Below are 25,995 nucleotides of genomic sequence, written 5' to 3'. Positions count from 1 at the left end.
GCTTGAGGCTCCCTTCCCATCGCCTTGGGACTTTAATTCGCGATCGGAGCGTTCGTCGAGGCAAAGTGCAAGCAACCGAAAAAACACCGCAGGCGGAACGTCGGGCACTTGCTCGGCGCCTCCGAAAGTCCTGATGCACTCTAAATTGCGGAAGACCGCATCGCATCAGGCCCAAGGGTGCAACGGGCACCTGGCGTTCCGCACGCCCTCTCGCAGGAGGGTGGGAATGCAAAGGACGACGGCGCCCCCGCGCCGCAAACAATGGGGGTGATGACGCATGTCTGAAGGGGCGTGGCTGTTTGACAAATTGAATCAAGAGCAACGCAGAAGCGCGGCTGTGTGTCCGCCACTTCAGAGACATTCAAAAGGCATCTCCACTTGATCCACCTCAATCCGGTCACGGCAAAATGCGCAGATGATTGGCTCATCGCGTCGATCGACGCACCGTCGCAAGCAGGAGCAGGATCATGCCGAAAATGAAGGCTGCGATATTTGTCGAACCGGGGCGTATCGTTCTGGATGACAAGCCGATCCCCGACGTCGGCCCGCTCGATGCGCTGATGCGCATCACGACCACCACGATCTGCGGCACCGATGTGCATATCCTCAAGGGTGAATATCCGGTCGCGAAAGGGCTGACCATCGGACACGAGCCGGTTGGTATCATTGAGAAGCTCGGCAGCGCCGTCACCGGCTATCGCGAGGGCCAGCGCGTCATTGCCGGCGCCATCACGCCGAGCGGTCACAGTTATGCATGTCTCTGCGGCTGCTCATCGCAGGATGGCGCTGGAACCAAGCACGGCTTCAAGGCGGCCGGTGGCTGGCGGTTCGGCAATACGATCGATGGTGCGCAGGCCGAGTATGTGTTGGTACCCGATGCCATGGTCAATCTCAGTCCGGTGCCCGACGCGTTGACGGATGAGCAGGTGCTGATGTGTCCCGACATCATGTCGACGGGATTTGCCGGCGCCGAGCGCGGCGGCATCAGGATCGGCGACACGGTGGTGGTGTTCGCTCTGGGGCCGATCGGACTCTGCGCCCTCGCGGGCGCGAAGCTGATGGGCGCGACCACGATCATCGGTGTCGATACGGTACCCGCGCGCATCGAGGTCGCCAAACGGCTCGGGGCCGATATGGTCGTCGATTTCAAGAAGGGTGATCCGGTCAAGCAGATCATGGACCTGACCGACGGCCGCGGCGTCGATGTGGCCATCGAAGCGCTCGGCACGCAAGGCACTTTCGAATCGGCGTTGCGCGCGCTGCGGCCGGGCGGCACCCTGAGCAGCCTTGGCGTCTATTCGACGGATCTGCAGATTCCCCTGAGCGCCTTTTCGGCGGGCCTCGGCGATAACACGATTGTCACCAGCCTGTGCCCCGGTGGGAAGGAGCGGATGCGACGGCTGATGAACGTCGTTGCCTCCGGCCGCGTCGACCTGACGTCGCTGGTCACGCATCATTACCGGCTGGACGATATCGAAAAAGCCTACGATCTGTTCTCGCATCAGCGCGATGGCGTGCTGAAGGTCGCAATCACGCCGTGAGGCGGGCGGCGGCCAGCGCGAAGGGCGCTGGCTGCCTTTGACGCGCTCACATCGCCAGGAAGCTGCGATTCCAGGTCGGGCTGATCAGCACCTCGTTGATACAGACATGCGGCGGCATGCTGGCGATGAAGGCGATGGTCTTGCCGAGATCGTCCGGCTGCAGCATCCGCGCCATGACCTCGTCACTCGGCGGCACGGGACGGTTCTTCATGATGTCAGTGGCGACCTCGCCGGGCGACAGGCAGCAGGCGCGCAAGCCGTTGACGCATTCGTCCATGTTGAAGGAATGGGTCAGAGCCAGTACCGCATGTTTGGTGGCGGTGTAGGCCGGCCCCGTCATTTTGGAGACGATGCGCCCGGCCCATGAGGCGACATTGATGATGCAGCCGTCCTTCTGCGTGCGCATCGCGGGCAGCACGGCGCGCATGCAATACATCACGCCATTGAGATTGATGTCGACGATCTGGTCCCAGCCGTCCTGGGTGACGTCTTCCCAGCTCCGCTTCGGCAGGTTGACGCCGGCGCTGTTCACCAGCAGGTCGATACGGCCATGTCTGGCGAGGATGGCCTGCGCAACCTTGTTGACGTCGTCGGCATTACTGACATCCAGCGCCATTGCTTCAACGGGCTTGCCGCCGGCGCCGAGTTCATCGGCGACGCCCTGCAGCACATCGGCGCGGCGGCCGGAAATGACCACCGTCCAGCCATCCGCCAGCAGCGCCTCTGCGCCCGCTCTGCCGATTCCGGTGCCGCCGCCGGTCACCCATGCGATCCTGGTCTTGCTGCTCACGATTTTCTCCCTGATCGTTTCTTGCTTCACGATGTCCATCGTTTTCTTGCTTCACGATGGCCAAAGTGTTCAACAATAATCGCGCCGGCGCCAGTGCCGCCAACTCATGAGCCTCATGCCGATCATGCCAACCGACACCAAACCGCCCATCGATCAGGACCGTCTCTGGGACGACCATATGGCGCTCGCCGCCATCACCGATCCCGACAAGCCATGGACGCGGCGATCGTTCTCGCAGCGCTTTCTCGAGGGGCGCGCCTGGCTGCGCGAGCAATTCATTGCTGCGGGCATGACTGTGCGCATGGATGCCGGCGCCAACATGATCGCCCGGCTGGAAGGCAGCGTTCCGGGCCTGCCGCCGATCATGCTCGGCTCGCATTCCGACACGGTGCCATCCGGCGGCCGCTTCGACGGCATTTCCGGTATCCTCACGGCGCTGGAGGCCGTGCGTGCGCTGCAGGCGTCCGGCTACAAATCGCGGCACCCAATCGAGATCGTGGATTTCCTCGCCGAGGAGCCCAGCGAATACGGCCTGTCATGCGTCGGCAGCCGCGCCATGGTCGGCGAACTTGATGCGAAAATGCTGACCTACACCAACGCGGCCGGTGAAACGCTGGCCGATGCCATCAAGCGCGTCGGCGGCGATCCGGCGGCCATCGCCACCATGCCGAAGCCGGAATTCGTCGGCTATCTCGAATTGCATATCGAGCAGGGCGTCGTGTTGGAAAGCAAGAAGCTCGATCTCGGTTTCGTCACCGGGATCGCCGGCATCACCCGCGTCGAGATCGTGCTGAAGGGCGCCGCCGATCACGCCGGCTCGACGCTGATGGAATATCGTAGGGATGCAAGCTTGCCCGCCGCCGAACTCGTGCTGCTCGTCGCTCAGCAGGCCAATGCGTTTGCGGCGCGCAAGCAGGGCCACTTCGTCGCCACCACGGGGATCCTCGAGATCAGCCCGAACGCTGCGAATGTCGTCCCCGGCGGTGCGCGCATGATCCTCGATATTCGCGCAGAGAAGGCCGCGCTGGTCGATGAATTCGTGGCACTGCTCGACCGCGAGAGCCTCGCCATCGCCAAACGCGCCAAGGTCGAACGCGAACGTTTCGCGTTGATTTCGCAAAATCCTCCCGCGCCTTGCGACGATCACCTGCTCGATGTTCTCGGGCGTAGCGCTGCCAAGCTCGGCTATTCCACGACGCGGCTGGCATCGGGGGCCGGTCACGACGCGGCTTTCATGTCGCATATCGGCCGCAGCGCGATGCTGTTCATTCCATCAAAGGACGGCAAGAGCCATTGCCCAGAGGAATGGTCGGAGCCCGAGCAACTGGCCGTCGGGGCGGCGACGCTGTTCGAGGCGGTGCGGTTGCTCGACGGACAGAACGACTAGCCGGCAGTGCGTTCGGCCAGCACGCCGTGTTGAACAGAAGCCAGATAATCGCCGACCTGCTCGATGCCCATGGGCTTGGCGAAGAAGTAACCCTGCATGAAACGGCAGTGCTCCTTGCTCAGGAAGTCGACCTGTTCGCCGCTCTCGACGCCCTCGACGATGCAGTCGTGACCGAGGCCGTTGCACAGTCCGAGCATGGTGCGCAGGATCAGGCGCGCCGCAGAATCCGTCTCGATCTTGCTGATGAAGCTGCGATCGATCTTGACCTTGTCCAGCGGCAATTCGCGGATGCAGCTGAGGCTCGAATAGCCGGTGCCGAAATCGTCCAGCGAGATGCGTGCGCCCAGAGCCTTCAGAGCATTCAGCGCTTCGGTCGCTTGTGCGAGATTGCCCATCACGGCCGTCTCGGTAATCTCGAAGTCGATGCGGCTGGCCTTCACTTTGCTTTGCTGGACAACAGCAATGATCTTGAGGATCGACAGGGGAGAGGCGACGTCGACCGCGGAGAGGTTGAACGAAATCCGGACATGCTCCGGCCATGTCGCTGCACCTTCGAGGGCCTTGCGCAGCAGCAACGGTGTCAACTGGCCGATCATGCCTGAGCGCTCGGCGGCGACAATGAAGCTCATCGGCGGAACATTGCCGAGTTCCGGGCTCTTCCAGCGCGCCAGGGCTTCGAAGCTCGCGGGCTGTTGTGTTTCCGCGTCGATGATCGGCTGATAGGCGATCCACAATTCCCGTTCGAGGTCGGCACTGGCCAGGGCCCGGCTCACAGAGGAGGCCTCGCGGATATCGGCTTCGTGTTCTGCAGAAAACCGGACCGCCTTGCCACGCTTGTGCTGCTTGGCAAAGAACAGCGCATAATCGGCGCGCTCGAACAAATCCTGCGCGGTCCTGGCCGTGTCCGGAAATTCCGCATATCCGATCGAGCAGCTGATGCTGACTGTAATGTCATCAATCTCGAACGGGATGTCGAACAGGTTCTCGATGCTCTCTTCCGCCTCAACAATTGCATCCGGGTCGAGCAATTGGTCGCTGAACATGACGAATTCGTCGCCGCCCAGTCTGCCCAGAAACACGTGAGGGGCGAGATGTGCGCGCAGTCTGTCTGCGACTTCGACCAGCAAGCGATCACCCGTGTGGTGTCCGTGGATGTCGTTGATCGGCTTGAAGCCATCCAGATCCAGGATACCGAGCAGCAGGCCGCCGCTACTGTGCTCAGTGTTGACAATGCCGCGCTCAAGCTCGGCAAAGAAGTTCCGGCGATTGCGGAGACCGGTGAGGCTGTCGATATTCGAATTCCGGAAATTCTTGTCGCTCAGCACCTGCAGCTCAGCCTGCTTGATACGCAGCGCCTTCTCCGAATTCACCCGCTTCTCGAAATCGGAGTAATTGCCGAGCAGCATGAAGAGAACGGCCCCGATAACCACGACGAAGTTGAAGGCGATGGAGACGAAGACGACATTGTCGCTGGAGCCGAAAAAGAACGCGAAAGGCACGACAACCAGCGCCATCACGATCAGCGCTGCCGCGCGCAGATGCATGAGGCAGAAACCGCAGCCGATCGATGTAACGGCCATAAAGAACGCAACGTGGCTTTTGCTATAGGCGTCGCCATAGGGAAACAGGCTGAGGCTCCAGGCAGTGAACGCGACGCCGAGAATGCCTGCAAAGATGATCGAGCCGGTGAGCTTCTCGACGGCCTGGTTGAGTGACAGGGTGGTGTTCCGCGCTCTCAACCAGCTCAGTATCCGGATCACACAGATTGCATCGAATGCAGCAGGGAGATAGACGGTAAGCAGATGTGGCGCAGTACCATAAAAGGTAATCGCAAGTGCCGTCGTGTTAACGACCACCAGCGCATACATCATCGGCACCTGACGGGTGAAGGCAGCGAGTTTCGCCTCCACCAGTTCGGGGTTTTCGCGCGGCACGCGGAAGATCGTTCCGATTTGCGATGCCGCCATTTCGAAGTAGTTCAGCATCGTACCGTCCTGGACTCTGCACTCGTGAGTTAGATACCTATCGCAACTTCTTTAAGATTGGCCTGCCTCGGTTGTCTAAAGTTCGAGCGAGTAACCGATTGTTCTGATTGGTGTATTTTCTCGATTTACGATTGTGCAAGTGCGAAAAGGTCGGGGGTGGTATTAAGAAACCGACCTTGCATCAGCGACATCGCAGCGGCATGAGGTTGAAGAAGGTCCATTCGCCGTGGGTGAGAGGAAGGACATGACGACAGCGAGCAGGGTGTTCGAATGATCTATGTGAGCTCGCTCGGAGGCCTTGCTGCTGTGGCAGACACGCTGCCGGCCTTCGATCTGCTGACCCTTCTGTCGCCCACAACGAGTGAGCGCGACTGGAGCGGGTTGGCGCGTGAGCGGCATGTGGAGCTAACCTTTCACGATATCGTCGAAGCAACGCCGGACCTGATCGCGCCCGATGCCGACGTCGTGGATGCCATTCTTCAATTCGGCCGCGGCAGCATCGCTGATCGCCCGATGCTCATTCATTGCTGGGCAGGGATCAGCCGTTCCAGCGCTGCGGCTTACGCCATCGCCTGCGATCGCAATCCTGGCTATGAGACGGCGATTGCAGATGAACTACGCAAGCGTTCGCCTTATGTGACGCCGAACAAATTGATGGTGCAATTGGCCGACGAACAGCTTGGCCGCGACGGCCGCATGGTCGAAGCCATCGCACGCATCGGCCGCGGTGCGGACGCTTTTGAAGGTGAGCCTTATCGATTGCCGCTGAACTGGCCTATCTGATCAGGGCCGCAACGCCGAGAAGAAATCCGATCTCGAAGAGTTGCTCGACGGCACCGAGCACGTCGCCGGTGTAACCACCGATCAGACGACGCGACCAGAGTGCGAGCAGTGCGGCGAGCGCTGCGCCGAGCAGAAGACCCGTAAAAAGCGATGCGACCGAGACGAGCGCAAGCGGGATTGCTGCAAGCACAACCACACCAAGTGCAAACAACGATTCCTCAAATCGCACGGGCGCCTCGGCGTAAGTGACCTTCATCGCACTGGTATCGCCGCTATAGGGCAGGCGGTTCATCACGAAGGCCGGCATGGCGCGTGCTGCGGCATGAAGAGCAAAGAGCGCTGCCGCGCCTGCCCAGACAGGTAATGTTGCCAGCGCCGCGATACGCAGTGCCACGCCGAGGCCGAGTGCCAGCGCCCCGTAAGTGCCGATGCGGCTGTCCTTCATGATCGCAAGGCGCTTCTCGACAGTCCAGCCCCCGCCGAAACTGTCGGCTGTGTCGGCGAGGCCGTCTTCATGCAGCGCGCTGGTCAGGGCGATGCTTGTCGTGATCGTCAGCAGGGCAGAAATCAGCGGTGACCAGAATTCGCCGGCAACGAGAAACACGATTGCGGATGCAGCGCCGATGCCGGCGCCGACCACCGGAAAATACTTCATTGCACGCGCAAGCCAGTCAGGCCCTTGCGCGTCGACAGTTGCCGGTACCGGCAGCACCGTCAGGAAACGGATCGCATTCAAAAGATGCGGATCCAGCCTCATCTAGATCTTTCCGGCCAGCACGTCGTCGAGGCTCGCAACGTCGGTCAGCATGCGCGCGGCGGCGCGGACCAACGGCACCGCAAGCAGCGCGCCGGTGCCTTCACCGAGCCGCAAGCCGAGATCGAGTAGCGGCTTGGCATCGAGCGCGTTCAGCACGATGTCATGGCCGCGTTCGGCCGAGCGGTGTGCGAAGACGCAGTAGTCGCGTGCAGCCGGGGATAGGCGAACGGCGAGCAGTGCCGCGGCGCTGGAGATGAAGCCGTCGATGATCACCGGCCGCCGTTGCGAAGCTGCGCCGAGGATCGCTCCGGCCATGCCCGCGATTTCCAGTCCGCCTAATTGGGCCAGCACATCCAGTGGCGCAGTTGCGTCGCTGCGCGCTGCCGCCTTCGTGATCGCCGCGCGCTTGCGCGCCATGCCGGCATCATCCTGCCCGGCGCCAACGCCGATACAATCATTCAGGGGTGCCGGGCCGAGCCGATGTACCAGTAATGCCGAGGAGGCCGTGTTGCCAATTCCCATCTCGCCGAGCGCGATGATGTCTGCGCCGGCCTTGATCTCACCGACGGCGATTCTGAAGCCGCGCGTCAGCGCATCGGCCGCGTGCTCTGCCGTCATCGCTGGCTCGCGCGCGGCATTCGCCGTACCCATGCGGACCTTAGCGTCGATCAGCTTCGGATGGACAGGCAGTTCCGCAGCGACGCCGATGTCGATCACGCGCACACCGATGTCATTGGCCGCGGCGAAAGCATTGGCCGTGGCGCGGCCGGCCAGATAGGTCATCACCATCGCGACCGTGACCGCCGACGGATATTGCGACACGCCTTCGGCTACGAGTCCGTGATCTCCGGCGAAGACCAGCAGCACGGCATTGTCGCCGCGGGGCTCGCCCGGATGCCGGATCATGCCGAGCTGCAGCGCCAGGTCCTCGATTCTCCCCAGCGACCCCGGCGGCTTGGCCTTGCCGTCGATGGCAGCGCGGATTCCTGCCGCGATCTGCGGGTCAACGGGCGCAATGGCGGGCGGCTGCCACAAGGACTGAGAATGGGCGGACATAGGGTTCCTTTCGCGGCCTAACTGACGCAAGACGACCTGCAAGGTCAACAGGTCCGGGCGGCAGTCCGTCGGCGCGGTTGACCCCGGCGCACCCGGCAGATAGCGTCTTTTGCGATGGTCCTTCCGCGTGGAAGGTGAATAGGGAAGCCGGTTTGAGGCCGGCGCTGCCCCCGCAACTGTAAGCGACGAGCCCGCGCCGGTGCCACTGGGAATTCTTCAGAATTCTTGGGAAGGCGGCAACAGGCTGTGACTCGCAAGCCAGGAGACCTGCCATCACGAACTGTGCTTTGGAGGCGTCGTCGGGGCGGGGTGCACCGGACGGGAGCGAACTGACGGCCATGCTGTCGGCGCGATCCAACAAAGCTCGTAGGCCCGCGAGGGCATGAACTGAGCATGTAATGGATCACGACAGCGCCGATATCTCTGGCGAACAAATTTCGGTCGAACCGCCGCGCCCCGTGCCGGCTGGTCCCGTTGTCGTGAGTGTGTGCATCAGCTGCAAGGCCGCCGAAACCGGCACGATCGTCGGGCCGGACATGTTCGATGCGGTGAAGGCCGCGCTCGGCGATGGCGATGCCGCCGTGATGGTGCGTCCGGTGCAGTGTCTCAGCGTCTGCAAGCGGCCAGCAACCGTCGCGGTGACGAGCCCTGATGGCTACACGTTCCTGTTCGGCGATCTGCAGACCGATAGCGGCAGCGCGGCGCTGGTGTCTTTCGTGGAGTCCTATCAGAAGGCCGACTACGGCCTGGTGCCATGGCGCGAGCGCGCCGAGGTGCTGCGCAAGGGCATGGTCGCGCGCGTGCCGCCGATGCGTTGGTCGCCTGAAGATGGGCGTGCGCCGAAATGACCGCGGTCTCGACCACGTTGGTGCTGGGCGGTGCGCGGTCCGGCAAGTCAACTTTCGCCGAGAGGCTGGTCGATGGCATCGGCCTGACCAAAGTCTATCTTGCGACTGCAACGGCCGGTGACGACGAGATGCATGCCCGCATCGCGCAGCATCGCAAGCAGCGCGGCGAAGGCTGGATCACCGTGGAAGAGCCGCTGGCGCTGGTCGATGCGCTGACGCGCGAGGCGACGGTCGGCCGCGTCGTGCTGGTGGATTGCCTGACGCTATGGCTGTCGAATCTGATGTTTGCCGAGCGCGATCCGGAGATCGAGGCGAAGCGTCTGGTGCGCTTCCTCGATGTCTCGCGCTATCCGATCGTTTTCGTGTCCAACGAAGTTGGCCTCGGCCTCGTGCCGGAAACGCCGCTCGGCCGTGCCTTTCGCGATGCGCAGGGCCGCCTCAACCAGATCATCGCGGCCGCCGTGCCGAATGTTGCTTTCATTGCCGCCGGGCTTCCGCTCTGGCTCAAGCGTTCCCAGGAGAATTGAATGTCCCGCGTTCCCGTCACCGTCCTCACCGGATTTCTCGGCGCCGGCAAGACCACGCTGCTGCGCTCGCTGCTGACCCAGGCCGATGGCCGCCGCATCGCCGTGATCGTCAATGAGTTCGGCGATGCCGGTTTCGATGGCGGTCTGGTCGAGGAATGCGCGGCAAAGGCCTGTGCGCCCGGCGATATCGTCGAGCTTACCAATGGCTGCATCTGCTGCACCGTCGCCGACGACTTCGTGCCGACCATGGATAAGCTGCTGTCGCGCGAGCGTCCACTCGATGCCATCGTCATCGAAACCTCCGGCCTCGCGCTGCCGCAGCCGCTGTTGAAGGCCTTTGCCTGGCCGGCGGTGAAGACTCGCGCCACTGTCGATGGCGTCGTCACTGTCGTCGACGCACTGGCGCTCTCTGAAGGCCGTGTCACGCTGGACGAAGACGCTGTTGCCGAACAGCGCGCCAAGGACGAAGGCATCGAACACGACGACCCCATCGAGGAAGTGTTCGAGGACCAGCTCGCTTGCGCTGATCTGGTGGTTTTGTCGAAGAGCGATCTCGTCGCTCCGGAAAAACTCGCCGAGATCGAGATCAAGCTCAAAGCCGTGCTGCGTCCCGGCGTGAGCATCGTGCGCTCCAAGGGCGATCTCGCGCCATCGGTGCTGATCGGGCTCAACGCTGCCGCTGAGGACGATATGGCCGCCCGTGTCGGTCATCACGGCGAGGAGGAAGAACACGACCATGACGATTTCGACAGCATCGTCGTCAAACCCACCGCTGCTGCGAGCATCGACGCGATGCGTGCGCGCATCAGCGACGCGCTTGGTCTCGATGGCGTGCTGCGCGTGAAGGGTCATGCACGCATTACGGACAAGCCCGCGCCGATCGTGGTGCAGGCCGTCGGCGCTCGCGTTGAACTCGCCTTCGCCCGGCCGGACGTGATGCAGGCCGAGCATCTGGTGGTCATCGGCCTCAAGGGATTCGACGGCGACGCCGTGCGAAAGGCACTCGCCGGGTAACGCAGGTTCACCCGCATGCATCTGAAGCTCGATACCTCCGGCAGCATTGATGACGGCGACGTCGCCCGCGATCTCGGGCAGGACACCGCCGATATCGTCGTGCTGTCTGCGGCAGACAGTGATCTGGCGGCGTTCAATGCGGCGCATGCGACGCTATCGGACGATTTCCCGAGCGTACGGCTCACGAATATGCTGGCGCTCGGCCATCCCGCGTCGGTCGATCTCTATGTCGAACGGACGCTGGCCAAGGCGAAGATCGTGGTGCTGCGCATGCTCGGCGGCATCAGCTATTGGCCCCATGGTGTCGAAAGCCTGCGCAGCGACGCGCTGAGCCGCGGTAGCAAGTTCGCCTGTCTGCCCGGCGAGATGGACTGGAATGCCGAACTGGCCGCCCGCGGCACGGTCAGCAGCGACGAAACCCATGCGTTGTGGCGCTATTGCAGCGAGGGCGGCGTCGACAACGCGCAGCTGGCACTGCGTTATGCCGCGCATCTGATCGGTCACGGAGAGGAGCCGCCTGTTGCGCGGCCGATGCCTTCGGCCGGCTTCTGGCCGGGTGAACCCGCGGGGGATAACCGGCCGAATGCGATTGTGATCTTCTACCGCGCGCTGGTGGCTGGCGGCGATACAGCGGCAATCGATGCATTGCGTCGGTCGCTCGACGCGCGCGGCCTCAACGCGGCCTGCCTCTACGTCACGAGCCTGAAGGATGAGCGCTCCGCGGCTTTCCTGCGCGCCGCGCTTGCGGCCTATCCGCCCGATATCATCATCAACGCCACGGCCTTCGCCACTGCGACCGCGCATGACGATGCCGGCGTGTTGTCGGCGTCAGGCTGTCCGATTCTGCAGGTCGCGCAGGCCGGCATCTCGCGCGCCAGCTGGGAAGCCTCTACTCGCGGCCTGACGCCGCGCGATCTGGCGATGCATGTGGTGTTGCCGGAAGTCGATGGCCGCATCTTCGCCAATGCCATCGCCTTCAAGGAACGTGGCGCCAGCGACGGCGGTTTTGCGCCGACAACATTGCAGCCGGTGCAGGATCGGATTGATGCGACCGCTGATCTGGCGCGCGCCTGGGTGCGCTTGCGCCGCGCTGCGGCGTGCGAACGACGCGTCGCGCTGATTCTGGCCAATTATCCCAATCGCGATGGACGCCTTGCCAATGGCGTCGGCCTCGATACGCCGCAGAGCCTGATCGATGTGATCGCCGCGATGCGCGAAGCCGGCTACGGCACTGGTGACGCGCCTGACACGACGGCCGCCATGATGCAGCTATTGCAACAGGGTCCAACGAATGCGCTTGCCGGTCGCGCGGAGCGAAGCGGTGGCGTGACGTGGCCGCTGGCTGAGTATCACGCGGCCTTTGCGACGCTGCCGACCAATGTGCGGCTGGCTATTGAGTCCCGCTGGGGCAAAGCTGAGAACGATCCGCATGTGGTCGACGGTGCATTCCGTCTCGGCCTGCATCGTTTCGGCAATATCGCTGTCGGTGTGCAGCCGGCACGCGGTTACAATATCGATCCCAAGAGCACCTATCACGATCCCGATCTGGTACCGCCGCATCACTATCTCGCCTTTTATCTCTGGCTGCGCCGCGGCTTTGATAGCCATGCGGTGGTGCATCTCGGCAAGCACGGCAATCTCGAATGGCTGCCGGGGAAAAGCGCCGGTCTGTCAGCCGATTGTCTGCCCGATGCCGTACTCGGTCCGCTGCCGCATCTCTATCCGTTCATCGTCAACGATCCCGGCGAGGGCATTCAGGCCAAGCGCCGCACCTCCGCCGTGATCATCGATCACCTGACACCACCGATGACGCGGGCCGAATTGCACGACGATCTGGCGCGGCTGGAGAATCTGGTCGACGAATATGCCATGGCGACCGATCTCGATCCCAAGCGCGCTGCCGTGATCGCCGAAGACATCCTGTCGCTCGCCCGCGCGCAGCAGATCGATGCCGACGTCAATGTCACTCGCGACACGCCGACGGGCGAGGCGCTGCGCGCGCTCGACGCCCATCTGTGCGATCTCAAGGAGATGCAGATCCGCGACGGACTGCACATATTTGGCCGCGTGCCTGAGGACGCGCAGCGCAATGATCTCCTTGTATCCATCGCGCGCCTGCCGCGCTCGGACATCAAGCCGCAGGATGCGTCACTGCATCGCGCATTGGCTGCCGATCTCGGTCTTGGCACGTTCGACCCGCTCACCCGTGATATGGCCGATGACTATCTCGGCCCGCGCCCCGGCGTTCTTGCCGATGTCAGCGATGCAGTGTGGCGCACCACAGGTGACACCGTCGAACGAATCGAAGGGCTGGCGCTGCAACTTGTCTCCGGCGAGCTGCCCTGCGATCCCACCTGGACGCGCACTGCCGAAGTGCTCGGCTGGATCACTACGACATTGCGACCCGCCATCGATGCCTGCGGGGACGCGGAGACGGCCGCATTCCTCGGAGGACTCGACGGTCAGTTCGTGCGGCCCGGTCCATCTGGCGCGCCGACGCGTGGACGCCCCGATGTGCTGCCGACCGGGCGCAATTTTTTCGCCGTCGACGTTCGCGCCGTGCCAACGCCATCCGCCTGGCGCATCGGGCAACTGGCGGCCGAACGGCTGGTCGAGAGCTATTGGCAGGAGGCCGGCGAATGGCCGCGCGCGATTGCGCTGTCGGCCTGGGGCACGGCCAATATGCGCACCGGCGGTGACGATGTCGCGCAGGCATTGGCGCTGATTGGCGCGCGCCCGCTGTGGGAGGAAACCTCGGGCCGTGTCACCGGCTTTGCGATCACGCCACTGTCGGAACTGAAGCGCCCACGCGTGGATGTGACCTTCCGTGTCTCCGGCCTGTTCCGCGATGCATTCCCGACCCAGATGGACATCATCGGCTCCGCCGTGAGCGCTGTGGCCGAACTCGACGAACCCGATGACGCCAATCCCATTGCGGCCAATGTCCGCGCGCGTGCCCGTACGCTAGAAGCTGGTGGCATGACCTGCGAGATCGCACGGCGACAGGCGACGCGCCGTGTGTTCGGCTCCAAGCCTGGCGCTTATGGTGCGGGCCTGCAGGCGCTGATGGATGAGGGTGGCTGGAGTAATCGTGCCGACATTTCCGAGGTCTATCTCGATTGGGGCGGCTATGCCTATGGCGGTGGAACCGATGGCGAGGACGCGCGAGGCGAATTCGCAGAACGGCTGAGGGGCGTCGATCTCGTCGCGCAGGCGCAAGACAATCGCGAGCACGACATTCTGGATTCCGACGACTATTACCAGTTCATCGGCGGCCTCGCGGCGACGGTGCAGACGCTGCGTGGCTCGGCGCCGCGCATCGCCCATATCGATACGTCGCGCCCCGAAGCGCCGATTGCCCGGCCGCTGGCGCATGAGATCTCGCGCGTGGTGCGCGGCCGCGGCGCCAATCCGAAATGGATCGCCGGCGTGATGCGCCATGGCTACAAAGGTGCGTTCGAGATCGCGGCTACGGTTGATTATCTGTTCGGTTTCGCGGCCTCCACCAATGCGGTCGCCAATCACCATTTCGATCAGCTGTTCACCTCCTATTTGGAAAATGACGAAGTTCGCGGCTTTATGGCATCTGCCAATCCCGCGGCACTGCGTGAGACGGCGGCGCGCTTTGCCGAAGCCATTCGCCGGGATCTGTGGACACCGCGTTCCAATCGCGCTGCCGATCTGATTGCCGAACTTCTGCCGCAGGCACATACAGAGATCGCAAAGGAAATCGCATGACCGAACCCGCTCACGACGACGAAGAAAATGCCCGCCACAAGATCAAGGCGGCCAAGCACAAGGCGGCGAAAGACAAGATCATGGCGACCAAGGTCGGCGAGAAGGGCCTCTTGATCGTTCACACCGGCACCGGCAAGGGCAAGACTTCTGCAGCGCTCGGCATGGTGTTCCGCCATATCGGTCACGGCTATCCGGTCGGTATCGTTCAATTCACCAAGTCGCCGGAATGGGACACTGGCGAAGCGCGGCTGCTGAAGACCTTCCCGGATCTCGTCACGCTGCACATCATGGGCGAGGGCTTCACCTGGATCACGCAGGACCGCGAACGCGACATTGTTGCCGCGACCGCGGGCTGGGAGCGCGCCAAGGAAATGATCCGCGATGACCGCCATCGTCTGGTGCTGCTCGATGAACTCAACATCGTGCTGCGTTACGACTATCTCGACCTCAATGAGGTGCTGACCTTCCTGCGCGACGAGAAGCCGGCCGACAAGCACGTGGTCATCACCGGCCGGAACGCCAAGCCCGAGCTGATCGAGATGGCCGATCTGGTCACCGAGATGACGCTGATCAAGCATCCGTTCCGGGCTGGTATTAAAGGCCAGAAGGGCATCGAATTCTGATGAACCTGAATACGCCTGCGCTGATGATCCAGGCGACCGGCTCTAATGCCGGGAAGTCGACGATCGTCGCTGGCCTCGCGCGGGCACTGGTGCGGCGTGGCTTGAAGGTGGCACCGTTCAAGCCGCAGAACATGTCGAACAATGCGGCCGTTGCCGTCGATGGCGGCGAGATCGGCCGCGCGCAGGCGGTGCAGGCGCGCGCCGCCAGGCTGCAGCCGAGCGTTCATATGAACCCCGTTCTGCTGAAGCCGGAGACCGACACCGGCGCCCAGGTGATCGTGCAGGGCCAGCGCTGGGGCACGTTGCGGGCGAAGAATTATCTGGAGAAGAAGGCGGCGCTGTTGCCCGCTGTTCTCGAGAGCTTCTCGCTGCTCGCCGATCAGGCGGACATCGTTCTCGTCGAAGGGGCCGGCAGCCCTGCGGAGATCAATCTACGCGCCGGCGACATCGCCAATATGGGTTTTGCTGCCGCGGCCGATATTCCCGTCGTGCTCGCCGGCGATATCGATCGCGGCGGCGTCATTGCCAGCCTGGCCGGCACGCATCTGGTGCTTGAACCCGAGGAGCGCGCGCGTATCCATGGCTTCATCGTCAACAAGTTTCGCGGCGATCCCAGTCTGTTCGATAACGGCCTCACGGCGATCACGAGGCTGACGGGCTGGCCCTCTATCGGCGTGTTGCCATGGCTGCCGCAGGCGGCGTTTCTGCCGGCCGAAGATGCGGTCGATCTTGATCGCACCCATGCCTCGTCATCGACCCGCATCATCGCGGTGCCCGTGCTGGCGCGGATCGCTAATTTCGACGATCTTGATCCGCTCGGCATGGAGCCCGGCGTGAAGCTTGTCTTCGTGCGCCCTGGTGAAGCGATTCCGGGTGATGCGGATGTGGTCATCCTGCCGGGCAGCAAATCCACAATCGGCGATCTCGCCTTCCTGCGTGCGCAGGGCTGGGACATCGATATCAAGGCGCATGTGCGCCGCGGTGGTCACGTGCTTGGCCTGTGCGGAGGCTACCAGATGCTGGGTAAGACGATTGCCGATCCCGATGGTGTCGATGGTTCGCCCGGGTCGGTCGATGGCCTCGGGTTGCTTGATATCGCGACGCTGATGAGCGCGGATAAATCCACCACGCTGATATCCGGTACGCATTGCGCGACGGGCGCCGCGATCGAAGGCTACGAGATCCATCTCGGCCGCAGCGAAGGGGACGACTGCGCGCGGCCGCTGATCATGATCGATGGACGCCCCGATGGTGCTGCGTCAGTCGATGGACGGGTGCAGGGCACTTATATCCACGGCCTGTTCACCGGCGACGCGTTTCGCAAGGCATGGCTGGCCAATCTCGGCATCGCATCGTCGCTGGCCTATGACGCAGAGATCGAAGCCGCGCTGGATGCGCTGGCCGATCATTGCGAAAAACATCTCGATATCGATCGGCTGATCGAGATTGCCCGCAGCCGTCAGAGCAGCAGCGCCAGCGCGGCATAGATCACCGCCTGCAACACGCAGGCTGCGACGAACATACGAAGTGCCCGATCGATGTCATCAGGCGCGGCGACACGCCCTTCCGCATTGAGATAGGGATCGTTGACCGCGCCCTCGGCATAGACGCGCGGTCCAGCGATTACGATCCCGAGCGCGCCAGCCATGGCACTTTCCGGCCAGCCGGCATTGGGCGAGCGATGCTTTCCGGCATCGCGCATCATGATCTTCAATGATGCGATGATCGATCCGCGCACGATCGGCGCGACGATAGCAATGAGCAATCCCGACAGCCGTGCCGGGATCAGGTTGACGAGATCGTCGAGCCGCGCGGCGGCCCAGCCGAAATCCTGATAGCGCGTGCTGCGATGACCTATCATGGAGTCCGCCGTGTTGATGGCCTTGTAGGCGATCAGGCCGGGCAGCCCCAACAGCGCTAGCCAGAATACCGGCGCGATGATGCCGTCGGAGAAATTCTCGGCGGTGGATTCGATCGCTGCACGCGCGACGCCGGCGGCGTCGAGCCGCTCGGGATCGCGGCCGACGATCATGGCGACGGCCTGTCGCGCCGCCGGCAATCCACCCTCGGTGAAAGCGCGACGCGCGCGGGCCACATGCTGATACAGGCTGCGTTGGGCGATCAGTGTCGAGGCAACCAGGGCTTCGATTGCAAAGCCGATCCAGTTGTCGTTGAGGAGATCGGCGAGCAGTCCGCCGACAAGCATTACGACACTGACCAGCGCGATGATGGTGACGACACCGGCCAGTTTGCGCTGCCGTCCCGACCAGCTCTCGAGGTTGAGTCGGTGTTCCAGCCAGCCGATGCCGTTGCCGATCCAGACCACGGGATGCGGTGCGCGGCGCCACAGCCAGTCGGGATCGCCGATCATGGCATCGAGCAGCAGCGCCGCGACCACCAGGAGGAGCGCGTCGCCATCCACCAGCATCAGGGGGCCACGCGGTTGATTTCGGTGGTCAATCGGTCGAGTGCTTCGACCATGGTCGGGCCACCGCAGGCGGTGAGGCGCTCGGGCAGAACCAGTCGCTTCGATGCCGGATAGAATGTCTCCAGTGCGGGATGCAGCAGGAAGGCGCGGCCTTCGTCTTCGGCGAAATCAGTATTATCGGTGACCAGCAGCAGATCGGGCCTCAGCGTGACGATCGCCTCCAGCGAGGCGAAACCGCCGGCCTTGAGGCCGAGTTCGCCGCCGGCATTGCGCAGGCCGACGGCCGAGAGCAGCGACGTCGTGAGATTCTCGCCGCCGGACACCCAGCCGCGCCGCGACACCGCCAGCACGCGCAACGGTTTGCGCTGTACGGCGGCATGGGCCTGCGCGATTGCAGTATCCAGTTTCGCTATTTCGGCTTCAGCACGCTCCGGATGCTTGACCAGCGCGCCCATCTGGCGGAGCTGTTTCTTGACGTCGTCGAGCGAGCGGGCGGGATCGAATTCGGTGACCTTCAGTCCCTTGTCCTTCAGGAGTTCACGGGTCGCGCGCTTGGTGAAGCGGCCGGCAACAACGACATCCGGCTTTAGCGCTAGCACGTCCTCGGCCTCGCCGGACAGTAGGCGGAACGCCTTCGCCTTGTCCTTGTCCCACGAACGGAACGGATCGCGTGCATAGGGGCTGAGGCCCAAAATCTGCTCGGGATCGGCGAGGGTGACGAGCAGTTGATCGGTGCAGAGATTGATCGAGGCGATGCGTGGCTGCTCCGTAGCACTGGCCTGTAGCGGCGCCCATGCGAGCAGCGCGAGTGTCGCAGCCGCGAGCGGCCAAAGCCTCTCGCGCTTCGCCCGATATGATGGCATGACACAGGCATGAAACATGGTGGCGATCTCACGCAGGCGATGGCTGAATTCGGCGGTGCGCCGGACCAATGGCTCGATCTCTCGACGGGGATCAATCCATGGCCGTGGCCCATTCCTGCCAACCTGCCGAGCCATCTTTGGGAACGCCTGCCGACGCGCGCCGACGAACAGTCGCTGCTGTCCGCCGCGCGCAGCGCTTATCATGTGCCCGATAGCGTCGATGTCGTTGCCGCTGCCGGTACGCAGGCTCTGATCCAGTGGCTGCCGCATCTCGCTGCGCTTGGCGCCGTTGCCATTGTCGGGCCGACCTATAACGAACATGTCGCGGCTTGGCGCGCGGGCGGACACGAGGTCGGTGTGATCGGCAGCCTCGGCGCGCTGCCGGATCATGCCAGGCATGTGGTGATCGTCAATCCCAACAATCCTGACGGGCGCGTCGCCACGCGCGATGAACTCGCCGATGTTGCGGAAACCCTGCAGCGACGCGGTGGCTGGCTTGTGATTGACGAGGCTTTCGCCGATGTCGATCCCGCGATCAGCGCGGCCGGCCTGTGTGCGACACTGCCGGTAGCGATCCTGCGCTCGTTCGGAAAATTCTATGGTCTCGCAGGCGTACGTCTCGGCTTCGCGCTTGCGGCGCCGCTGATCGCGCAGCGTATCGCGACTGCCATCGGCCCATGGGCCTGTTCCGGACCGGCGCAGGTCATCGGCGCGGCCGCTTTGCGTGACGAGCGCTGGGCCACGCAGACCCGCGTCGCGCTGGTCGCACAGGGCATCAAGCTCGACAACGTATTGGCCGATGCCGGTTTCGAGATTGTCGGCGGCACGCCGCTGTATCGGCTGGCGCGACATGCCGACGCCTTGAAATGGCATGCCGCCTTGGCCCGGCAGCAGATCTGGTGCCGCCACTTCGACTGGAGCCATGAGCTGCTGCGCTTCGGCCTGCCGCCCGATACGGCTGCTCTGAGCCGGCTTGCTGCTGCGCTGGCGAAATAGCCGCCACATCGCTCAGACTCCCGCCCAGGGCAGGATAATCGTTTCGTTCCGGTGTTCGGCGCGATAGGTGCTGATACGAAAGACATCGGCGACGATGTCGTCAGATAGCGCTTGCTGCGGTGCGCCTTGGGCTGCGAGGCGTCCGTCGGACATCACCAGCACCGTATCGGCGAAACGTGCCGCGAGGCCGAGATCGTGCGTCACCACGATCACCAGCACGCCGCTGTCAGCGACATCGCGCAAATTCTTCATGACGTCGATCTGGTAGCGTGGATCGAGCGACGCGGTCGGCTCATCGGCCAGCACGATCGGTGCCTCGACGGCGAGAACGCGGGCCAATGCGACGCGGCTGCGCTCGCCACCCGAAAGCTCAGTCACGCGGCGATCGGCAAAGGCGACGACGTCCGTTGCCAGCATTGCGCGCTCGACCGCAGCCTTGTCCGATGATGTCAGCCGCGCTGGATCGGTCGCGCCATGCGGATAGCGGCCGAGGGCGACGACGTCCTTCACGTCGAGGGGCCAGTGTACGACATGGCCTTGCGGCAGATAGCCGAAGCGCTTTGCGCGCTCGCGGAGCGACAAGGACGCCAGTGTATGGCCTGCGACATGGATCGCGCCGGTGGATGATTGCAATCCTGCCAATGCGCGCAGCAGCGTCGTCTTGCCGGCGCCGTTCGGACCGACCAGAGCGACGAGATGCCGTCGGTGTAGCGAGAGCGAGACATCGTGCAGCACCTCGCGCCCGGAGAGCGTGACGCTCAGATGGCTCGCGGTCAGCAGCGCCTGATCGCTCATGCGACGCCTCCACCCAGGGCGCGACGCTCGCGCATGATGAGATAGAGGAAGAACGGCACGCCGATGATCGAGGTCAGGACGCCGACCTTGATATCGGTGGTCGATGGGATCAGGCGCACGGCGATATCCGCGGCCAGCAACAGCGCCGAGCCGGTCAGTGCGCTCGGGATCAGCAGGCGCGCGGGATCATGGCCGATGATCGGGCGCATCAGATGCGGCGCGATAAGGCCGATGAAGCCGATCGTGCCGGTGACAGCGACAGCGCCGCCAACGCCGAGCGCGACGCCAAGAATCACCAGCAGGCGCAGGCGGCTCACATGGACACCGAGGCTCTGTGCGGTCTCTTCGCCAAGGCTCAATGCACGAAAGGCCGAGCGCTGACTCATCAAAATGATCGCGCCGGCGACAATGAACGGCAGCGCCAGCGTGACGTGACGGAAGCTGCGGTCTTCCAGCGAGCCGAGCAGCCAGAACGCGATCTCAAGTGCGGCAAAGGGATTGGGCGACAGGTTCATCACCAGCGCCGTTGCGGCACCGGCAAGGCTGGAGATCGCGAGACCGGCGAGGATCAGCAACAGCAGACCCGCATTGCGACCGGCGATGCCGAGCAGCACGAAGACCGACAGGAACGCCATCGTGATGCCGGCAACAGGCAGCGCCCATGAGCGAACATCGGCCCAGCCGAGCGAAATCATCAGCACCGCGCCGAAGGCCGCCGATTGTGGCGCGCCGAACAGCGACGGCGAGGCGAGGGGATTGCGCAGCAAGCCCTGCAGCGCGGCACCGGATAGGCCGAGGATCGCGCCGATGGCAAGTGCGAGAATCGCGCGCGGCAGGCGGATTTCACGCACGATGATCTGATGCACATCGCTGCTGCCGCTGAACAATGCATCGAGCACCGTCAGCGGCGAGAGTTTGACAGGTCCCGTGCCGAGCGAGCCGAGTGCCAGCAGCGTGACGAGACCGACGAGCGCGATTGTCGCGATCGTCCGGCGTCGTGCTGCTGGCGCTATGCTCACCATGTGGCGTTGAAGCCTGCGTAAGCCGCAGGTCCCGTGGTGCCGAAGTTCAGCACTTCCTGATAATGCTCATTCAGGATGTTCTCGCCGCGGGCGAAGACCTTCCAGTTCGCATCGATCTTGTACTCGGTATAGAGATCGATGCGGGTATAGGCATCCACCTGACCGACCTGATTGGCACTGCTGAAGCGCTTCGACACGGTCGTAACGCGCGGCTCGATCATCCACTTGTCGGTGGGCGTGATGGTGAGCGCGAAGCGGGCGAAGTTCTTGGGACGACGTGCCAGCACTGTATCATTGCCGAGATCTTGCGCGTGCAGATAGGTGTAGGCCGCGTTGAACTTCATCAGGCCGGGAATTACGTCCACATTGGCGCCAACTTCGAGACCGCTGGTTTCGGCGCGTGCGACGTTGTTATAGCAACCCGTCTTCTGGTCAGCGGCGCATGCACTAGGTGTAAACGATACAAAGTTGATCAGATTGCTGTAGTCGGTTGCGAAGCCTGTGACCGATACTACCACGCGACCGTTGAACAGGCTCTGATCGATACCAGCATCGTAGCCAAAGTTCGTTTCGGGGGAAAGCGACGGGGTGCCGTTGGCCTGTGAATAGAGCTGGAACAGCGTTGGTGCCTTGGCGCCTGTTCCGGCGCTGGCGTGAAATTTGGTCCCGGTCTCCGTGATGTTATAGGCGGCAGTCGCGCGCCACGTCTCGAAGCGAGCGACATCGACGACGTCATCTACACGGCCGCCGAGGGTGATGTTAAGCCGCTCTCCTATCGGGACTGACCACAACGCGAACACCGAATTTGTGTCCTGCCGTTTCGCCAATGTGGAGGTCATTGCAGTCGGTGTCGGAAGGATGCCCGTGGTGAAAGTCTGTGCCGTTTCGCTCTGGGTCTTGGCACCGTAGATCAGCGAGCCGAAAGCGCCAAGTTTCAGCGTCGCTTGGTATTCTGCGCCGAGACTGTTGCCCCAGTAATCCAAGATCCTCGCGGTCGCGCCCGGCGGCGGCCGCATACTGAGTGGATAGCTGAGTTCGTTGAACGAGCGCTCGGTATGGGTATTCGAGACAGTTATGTTGTGCGTCAACACCCCACCGAACGAGTCGATCCCAACGCGGCCGTAGACGGTTTGCAGCAGGCGGTCAGTGGACGATCCTGTATCTGGATATGTACCGCTGGCCGCATCGTAGGCTGCGCGCGTGAACGAATGAACAATGCCGGATTCCAGCCGGATGCCTTCGCCTGCATCGTAGCCGATGCGCGCCGAGCCGCCGACGCGATCGAAGCTGTCGTTTTCGAGATTCGGAAAACGTGCTTCGAGGGCAGGGATACGATAACCGTAACGCGAGAAACCGTTCGAATGCTGACCGCCACCTGTGAAAGCGTAGGACCACGGACCGTTGGTGCCGGTCAGCGATCCCTGCGTCATGACAGTGCCATAGCTGCCGGCTTCGGTGCGCACGTTAACTTGCGCAGGGCCCGAGCCCTTCTTGGTAATGATATTGATCACGCCGCCCATGGCGTCTGAGCCATAGAGCGCGCTCTGCGGGCCCTTCAGGACTTCGATGCGCTCCATCGCCGAAGGCGTGAACATGGCGAATTCGAAGTCGCCCGATGCGGCGGTGGGATCGTTGACGCGGATGCCGTCGATCATCACCAGCGTCTGGCCGGTGTTGCCGCCGCGCAAGCGCACATTCGCGGTGCCGCCAGGGCCGCCGTTTTCACTGATGTCGAGACCTGGCACAGTGCGCAGCGCATCGACCAGCGAGCCGGGATTGCTGGTCGCAATGGTCTCGCCCGACACCACGCTAATCGAACTGCCAGTGCGATTGAGCTGTTCGGGTGCTCTGTCCGCCGTCACCACGATTTCGGAGAGCTGCTCGGCACTGGACTGCGCATGCGCAGCACTATGAGAGCAGGACAGAACAACAACGGCCGCAGTGCCTGCGGCCAAATTCCGGATAGTCATATAACCCCTTCCGTCGACCCACCGTCGAACGAGTGTGAAACTCGTTACCGGCCGGTCTCCTGGCTCGCGGTGGTCTCCCGGTCCGCCTTCCCGAATCTGCGATGCAAATTCAGTGGCTTTGTGGACCCGGAATGGCCGCTTACAGTTGCGGGGGCAGCCGCGGCATAGGGGATATTTCCCCGCACCGCATTCCCGTTTCACCTCCTCGCGGAGGCACCGATAACGACAGACAGGAAGCACAGCGCGCCGCGCGGTGCAACAGTCATCGAAGACTTCTAGACTCTATTGCTCGTGCTGTAGCGCGGCGAGCACGTCGTCGGGACGTTCGACCATCATCATGTGGCCAGTGCCGGGCAGAATCACCGTGCGGGCGTTTTTCAATGCGGCGGCCAGGATCTTGCCGGCCTTGGCGGGAGTCATCATGTCCCGTTCGCCGAGGATGAGCGTGACCGGGATTTCGAGCTGGGCCGCAGCAGTCAGCGCATTCTGGTATGTATTGCAGGCGTTGAGATCGGCGAACAGCACGCCCGGCTTCGTGGCTTCCAGCACGCGCTGCGCGCCGCTATGCATCCACAACCCCGGCGCGAGACTGCCGCCGAGTTCGGCGCGAAAGCCGAGCCCCCAGATTGACACCATGTCGATGGCGGAGTGCTGATTGGCTTCGGCATCCTTCAACAGATCCGGGCCGACGGTCATCGTCCCTGCCGTGCCCATCAGGTCGAGGCGCGTGACTTTACGGGGATGCCGCGCTGCGGTCTCCAGCGCAATCAGCGAGCCCATGGAATGGCCGATCAGCCGCGCAGTCTTTGTGCCCGCTGCCTCGATCAATGCTGCGGTCCAGTCTGCGAGATCGGCGATGGTCGTGAGCGCTTCACCTTGTGAGCGACCATGGCCGGGCAGATCCGGCGCTAGTACGGCGAAGCCATGATGCGCAAACCAGCGCGTATGCAGCGCCCATGTCGAGTGATCGAAGCCGGCGCCGTGGATCATCACGACCACGGGCAGGGAAGGATCGAATGCGCGGCCGCCATTCGCGATATAGGTCTCGTGACCGTTGACGGTGAGTTGCATCGCTCAGCCCTTCTGCGAGATGCGCAGCGCCTGCGCGAGGTCATCGATGATGTCATCGGCGGCTTCGATGCCGACCGACAGCCGGATCAGCTCCTCGCCGATGCCGGCGGCCTTGAGCTGCTCGGCGTCCATCTGCTGATGCGTGGTGCTTCCGGGATGAATGACCAGCGTCTTGGCGTCGCCGACATTGGCGAGGTGACTAGTCAGCTTGAGCGCCTCGATGAATTTGCGCCCGGCATTGCGGCCGCCCTTGATGCCGAAGGAGACGATGGAGCCGGCGCCGCGCGGCAGCAGGCGTTTTGCCAGCGCATAGTCCGGATGATTCTCCAGCGACGGATGCAGCACCCAATCGACCGCCTTGTTTGCCGTGAGCGCCGCCAGCACCGCATGGGTATTGGCCATATGGCGCTCCATGCGAATGCCCAGCGTCTCGACGCCTTGCAGCAGCTGGAAGGCATTGGTCGGCGAGAGACACGCGCCGAAATCACGCAATCCTTCCGTGCGGGCACGCATGATGAAGGCGGCAGTGCCGAATTGCTCGTCGAAGACAATGCCGTGATAGCCGGCATAGGGTTCGGTCAGTTGCGGGAACTTGCCGGAGGCGTGCCAGTCGAAACGGCCGCCGTCGACGATGACGCCGCCGATAGCGATGCCGTGGCCGCCGATCCATTTGGTGGCCGAGTTCATCACGATGTCCGCGCCGAGCTCGATCGGCCGCGACAGGAACGGCGTCGCGAAGGTGTTGTCGATCAGCAGCGGGATCTTCGCGGCATGGGCAATGTCGGCAACGGCGGGAATGTCGAGCACTTCGAGGCCGGGATTGCCGATGGTTTCGCCGATGATCAGTCTGGTGTTCGGCTTGATCGCCGCCTTGAAGGCGTCGAGATCGCGCGGCTTGACGAAACTCGTGGTGATGCCGAAGCGCGGCAGCGTGTGGGCCAGCAAGTTGATGGTGCCGCCATAGAGGGAGGACGACGCCACGATGTGATCGCCGGCATTGAGCAGTGTGGCGATGGCCAGATGCAGCGCTGCCATGCCCGATGCGGTGCACACCGCGCCGACGCCGTTCTCAAGTGCGGCGAGTCGCTCTTCCAGCACCGCCGTCGTCGGATTTGAAATGCGCGTATAGATGTGGCCGGCACGTTCGAGATTGAACAGCGCAGCGGCGTGATCCGAATCCTGAAACACGTAGGACGTGGTCTGGTAGATCGGCACGGCGCGCGCGCCGGTGATTGCGTCCGGATGCTGGCCGGCATGCAGACTCAGCGTTTCGAAAGCAGGCGGTTTGGGTGCTGGCATGGTCGTTTTATCCCTGGACGCAATTTGCGACATCTATGGCACGAATCGGATGCGAGTGTGAGTCGGCGATATTTCAACTGATGGAACGAAATGCGGAGCGGCGACTTATAGGAGGTCGATCACGCGGGAGAGTTATCATGAAGAAATTGCTGCTTTGCACTGCGGTTGCGGGTCTCGCGTTTTCATCGGTTGCGGCCGAGGCGAAAGGCTGTATCAAGGGCGCGATCATTGGCGGAATCGCCGGCCACTATGCAGGACATGGCAAGGTCGGCGTCGTTGCGGGGTGCGTGATCGGACGCCACGAGGCCAACAAGGCCGATGCGGAACGGGCGCAGAAGGCGCAGCATCCACAGCCACCGAACGAGAATGGTCGCATCTAGATCGGCGTTGGTCTCAACGCTGGACGATGTTGCTAAAATTTGATGGACTAGACCGGTTCAGTAGAGCCTCACCCTCATCAGGTTGGGGTTCTTTTCGTCTCTGTACGATACCGGACGAGATT

The 25,995-nt window shown here is 63.1% G+C and carries 22 protein-coding genes and 2 riboswitches; of the genes, 11 read left to right on the top strand and 11 right to left on the bottom strand.

The genetic code is table 11. The features are described from left to right. The first annotated feature begins 467 nt into the window (after positions 1 to 467). Positions 468 to 1,541 carry an NAD(P)-dependent alcohol dehydrogenase gene (locus tag HP556_RS08705; RefSeq protein WP_175366646.1) on the top strand — a complete coding sequence of 358 codons (1,074 nt, stop codon included), beginning with the start codon at positions 468 to 470 and terminating at the stop codon, positions 1,539 to 1,541. Between the two features lie 46 nt (positions 1,542 to 1,587). Here the strand turns inward: HP556_RS08705 and HP556_RS08700 are convergent, their stop codons facing one another. After that, positions 1,588 to 2,331 (bottom strand): SDR family oxidoreductase, encoded by a 744-nt coding sequence (locus HP556_RS08700; protein WP_420878658.1) that lies wholly within the window; start codon positions 2,329 to 2,331, stop codon positions 1,588 to 1,590. 115 nt (positions 2,332 to 2,446) lie between these two features. Here HP556_RS08700 and HP556_RS08695 point away from each other — a divergent pair, with 115 nt between their 5' ends. Next, positions 2,447 to 3,718: a Zn-dependent hydrolase gene (locus HP556_RS08695; RefSeq protein WP_244628600.1), complete on the top strand. Its 1,272-nt coding sequence runs from the start codon at positions 2,447 to 2,449 to the stop codon at positions 3,716 to 3,718. On the opposite strand, the gene HP556_RS08690 is transcribed toward HP556_RS08695, so the two are convergent. Next, positions 3,715 to 5,703 carry a putative bifunctional diguanylate cyclase/phosphodiesterase gene (locus HP556_RS08690; RefSeq protein ID WP_175366644.1) on the bottom strand — a complete coding sequence of 663 codons (1,989 nt, stop codon included), beginning with the start codon at positions 5,701 to 5,703 and terminating at the stop codon, positions 3,715 to 3,717. The genes HP556_RS08695 and HP556_RS08690 overlap by 4 nt on opposite strands. A gap of 270 nt (positions 5,704 to 5,973) precedes the next feature. Here HP556_RS08690 and HP556_RS08685 point away from each other — a divergent pair, with 270 nt between their 5' ends. Beyond that, positions 5,974 to 6,486 (top strand): tyrosine phosphatase family protein, encoded by a 513-nt coding sequence (locus HP556_RS08685; RefSeq protein WP_175366643.1) that lies wholly within the window; start codon positions 5,974 to 5,976, stop codon positions 6,484 to 6,486. Here the strand turns inward: HP556_RS08685 and cobS are convergent. Both cobS and cobT read right to left on the bottom strand, forming a co-directional pair. Then, positions 6,479 to 7,243, bottom strand: coding sequence for an adenosylcobinamide-GDP ribazoletransferase (gene cobS / locus HP556_RS08680; protein ID WP_175366642.1), 765 nt, complete (start codon positions 7,241 to 7,243; stop codon positions 6,479 to 6,481). The two genes, HP556_RS08685 and cobS, sit on opposite strands and share 8 nt — an antisense overlap. Continuing rightward, positions 7,244 to 8,299: a nicotinate-nucleotide--dimethylbenzimidazole phosphoribosyltransferase gene (gene cobT / locus HP556_RS08675; protein WP_175366641.1), complete on the bottom strand. Its 1,056-nt coding sequence runs from the start codon at positions 8,297 to 8,299 to the stop codon at positions 7,244 to 7,246. Positions 8,300 to 8,397: 98 nt separating this feature from the next. Next, positions 8,398 to 8,588, top strand: a riboswitch (cobalamin riboswitch). Between the two features lie 109 nt (positions 8,589 to 8,697). On the opposite strand from cobT, the gene HP556_RS08670 reads away from it, so the two are divergent. Genes HP556_RS08670 through HP556_RS08645 form a run of 6 tightly spaced genes read left to right on the top strand, consistent with a single transcriptional unit; the run spans position 8,698 to position 16,536 of the window. Beyond that, a complete protein-coding gene (locus tag HP556_RS08670) occupies positions 8,698 to 9,147 on the top strand; it encodes a DUF1636 family protein (RefSeq protein ID WP_089265284.1) in 450 nt (149 codons plus the stop codon). Continuing rightward, positions 9,144 to 9,674, top strand: a complete 531-nt coding sequence (gene cobU, locus HP556_RS08665; RefSeq protein ID WP_089265283.1) for a bifunctional adenosylcobinamide kinase/adenosylcobinamide-phosphate guanylyltransferase — start codon at positions 9,144 to 9,146, stop codon at positions 9,672 to 9,674. Before HP556_RS08670 ends, cobU begins: the two co-directional genes overlap by 4 nt. Further along, positions 9,675 to 10,688 carry a cobalamin biosynthesis protein CobW gene (cobW, locus tag HP556_RS08660; RefSeq protein WP_175366640.1) on the top strand — a complete coding sequence of 338 codons (1,014 nt, stop codon included), beginning with the start codon at positions 9,675 to 9,677 and terminating at the stop codon, positions 10,686 to 10,688. 15 nt (positions 10,689 to 10,703) lie between these two features. Further along, positions 10,704 to 14,426, top strand: coding sequence for a cobaltochelatase subunit CobN (gene cobN / locus HP556_RS08655; protein WP_175366639.1), 3,723 nt, complete (start codon positions 10,704 to 10,706; stop codon positions 14,424 to 14,426). Continuing rightward, complete coding sequence (gene cobO, locus HP556_RS08650; RefSeq protein ID WP_175366638.1) at positions 14,423 to 15,049, top strand: cob(I)yrinic acid a,c-diamide adenosyltransferase; 627 nt, start codon at positions 14,423 to 14,425, stop codon at positions 15,047 to 15,049. Before cobN ends, cobO begins: the two co-directional genes overlap by 4 nt. After that, positions 15,049 to 16,536 carry a cobyric acid synthase gene (locus HP556_RS08645; protein ID WP_175366637.1) on the top strand — a complete coding sequence of 496 codons (1,488 nt, stop codon included), beginning with the start codon at positions 15,049 to 15,051 and terminating at the stop codon, positions 16,534 to 16,536. Before cobO ends, HP556_RS08645 begins: the two co-directional genes overlap by 1 nt. Here HP556_RS08645 and cbiB read toward each other — a convergent pair. Beyond that, positions 16,509 to 17,477 (bottom strand): adenosylcobinamide-phosphate synthase CbiB, encoded by a 969-nt coding sequence (cbiB, locus tag HP556_RS08640; RefSeq protein WP_175366636.1) that lies wholly within the window; start codon positions 17,475 to 17,477, stop codon positions 16,509 to 16,511. The two genes, HP556_RS08645 and cbiB, sit on opposite strands and share 28 nt — an antisense overlap. After that, on the bottom strand, positions 17,477 to 18,340 hold the full coding sequence (locus HP556_RS08635) for an ABC transporter substrate-binding protein (RefSeq protein ID WP_175366635.1): 864 nt from the start codon (positions 18,338 to 18,340) through the stop codon (positions 17,477 to 17,479). Before HP556_RS08635 ends, cbiB begins: the two co-directional genes overlap by 1 nt. Positions 18,341 to 18,349: 9 nt before the next feature. Between HP556_RS08635 and cobD the strand changes: the two genes are divergently transcribed. Beyond that, the gene (gene cobD / locus HP556_RS08630) at positions 18,350 to 19,336 is read left to right on the top strand and encodes a threonine-phosphate decarboxylase CobD (RefSeq protein WP_175366634.1); all 987 of its coding nucleotides are present in this window, start codon (positions 18,350 to 18,352) and stop codon (positions 19,334 to 19,336) included. A 12-nt stretch (positions 19,337 to 19,348) separates the two neighbouring features. Here the strand turns inward: cobD and HP556_RS08625 are convergent, their stop codons facing one another. From HP556_RS08625 to HP556_RS08605, 5 genes are all read right to left on the bottom strand, one after another. Next, positions 19,349 to 20,131: an ABC transporter ATP-binding protein gene (locus HP556_RS08625; RefSeq protein WP_175366633.1), complete on the bottom strand. Its 783-nt coding sequence runs from the start codon at positions 20,129 to 20,131 to the stop codon at positions 19,349 to 19,351. Beyond that, positions 20,128 to 21,153, bottom strand: a complete 1,026-nt coding sequence (locus HP556_RS08620; RefSeq protein WP_175366632.1) for a FecCD family ABC transporter permease — start codon at positions 21,151 to 21,153, stop codon at positions 20,128 to 20,130. The genes HP556_RS08625 and HP556_RS08620 overlap by 4 nt, the downstream gene beginning before the upstream one ends. Continuing rightward, a complete protein-coding gene (locus HP556_RS08615; protein ID WP_175366631.1) occupies positions 21,147 to 23,123 on the bottom strand; it encodes a TonB-dependent receptor plug domain-containing protein in 1,977 nt (658 codons plus the stop codon). The genes HP556_RS08620 and HP556_RS08615 overlap by 7 nt, the downstream gene beginning before the upstream one ends. 32 nt (positions 23,124 to 23,155) lie before the next feature. Then, a riboswitch (cobalamin riboswitch) is annotated at positions 23,156 to 23,359 on the bottom strand. 46 nt (positions 23,360 to 23,405) lie between these two features. Then, on the bottom strand, positions 23,406 to 24,194 hold the full coding sequence (locus HP556_RS08610; RefSeq protein WP_175366630.1) for an alpha/beta fold hydrolase: 789 nt from the start codon (positions 24,192 to 24,194) through the stop codon (positions 23,406 to 23,408). A 3-nt stretch (positions 24,195 to 24,197) separates the two neighbouring features. After that, positions 24,198 to 25,493 (bottom strand): O-acetylhomoserine aminocarboxypropyltransferase, encoded by a 1,296-nt coding sequence (locus tag HP556_RS08605; protein WP_175366629.1) that lies wholly within the window; start codon positions 25,491 to 25,493, stop codon positions 24,198 to 24,200. Between the two features lie 137 nt (positions 25,494 to 25,630). On the opposite strand from HP556_RS08605, the gene HP556_RS08600 reads away from it, so the two are divergent. Next, on the top strand, positions 25,631 to 25,873 hold the full coding sequence (locus HP556_RS08600) for a hypothetical protein (RefSeq protein WP_068734329.1): 243 nt from the start codon (positions 25,631 to 25,633) through the stop codon (positions 25,871 to 25,873). The last annotated feature ends 122 nt before the right edge of the window (positions 25,874 to 25,995 follow it).

Origin of the sequence: Tardiphaga robiniae (assembly GCF_013359755.1) — a bacterium.
GTDB classification, from domain to species: Bacteria; Pseudomonadota; Alphaproteobacteria; order Rhizobiales; family Xanthobacteraceae; genus Tardiphaga; species Tardiphaga robiniae.
Note: the sequence above shows the minus strand (reverse complement) of the source record. Positions and strands in the feature narration are given on the sequence as shown.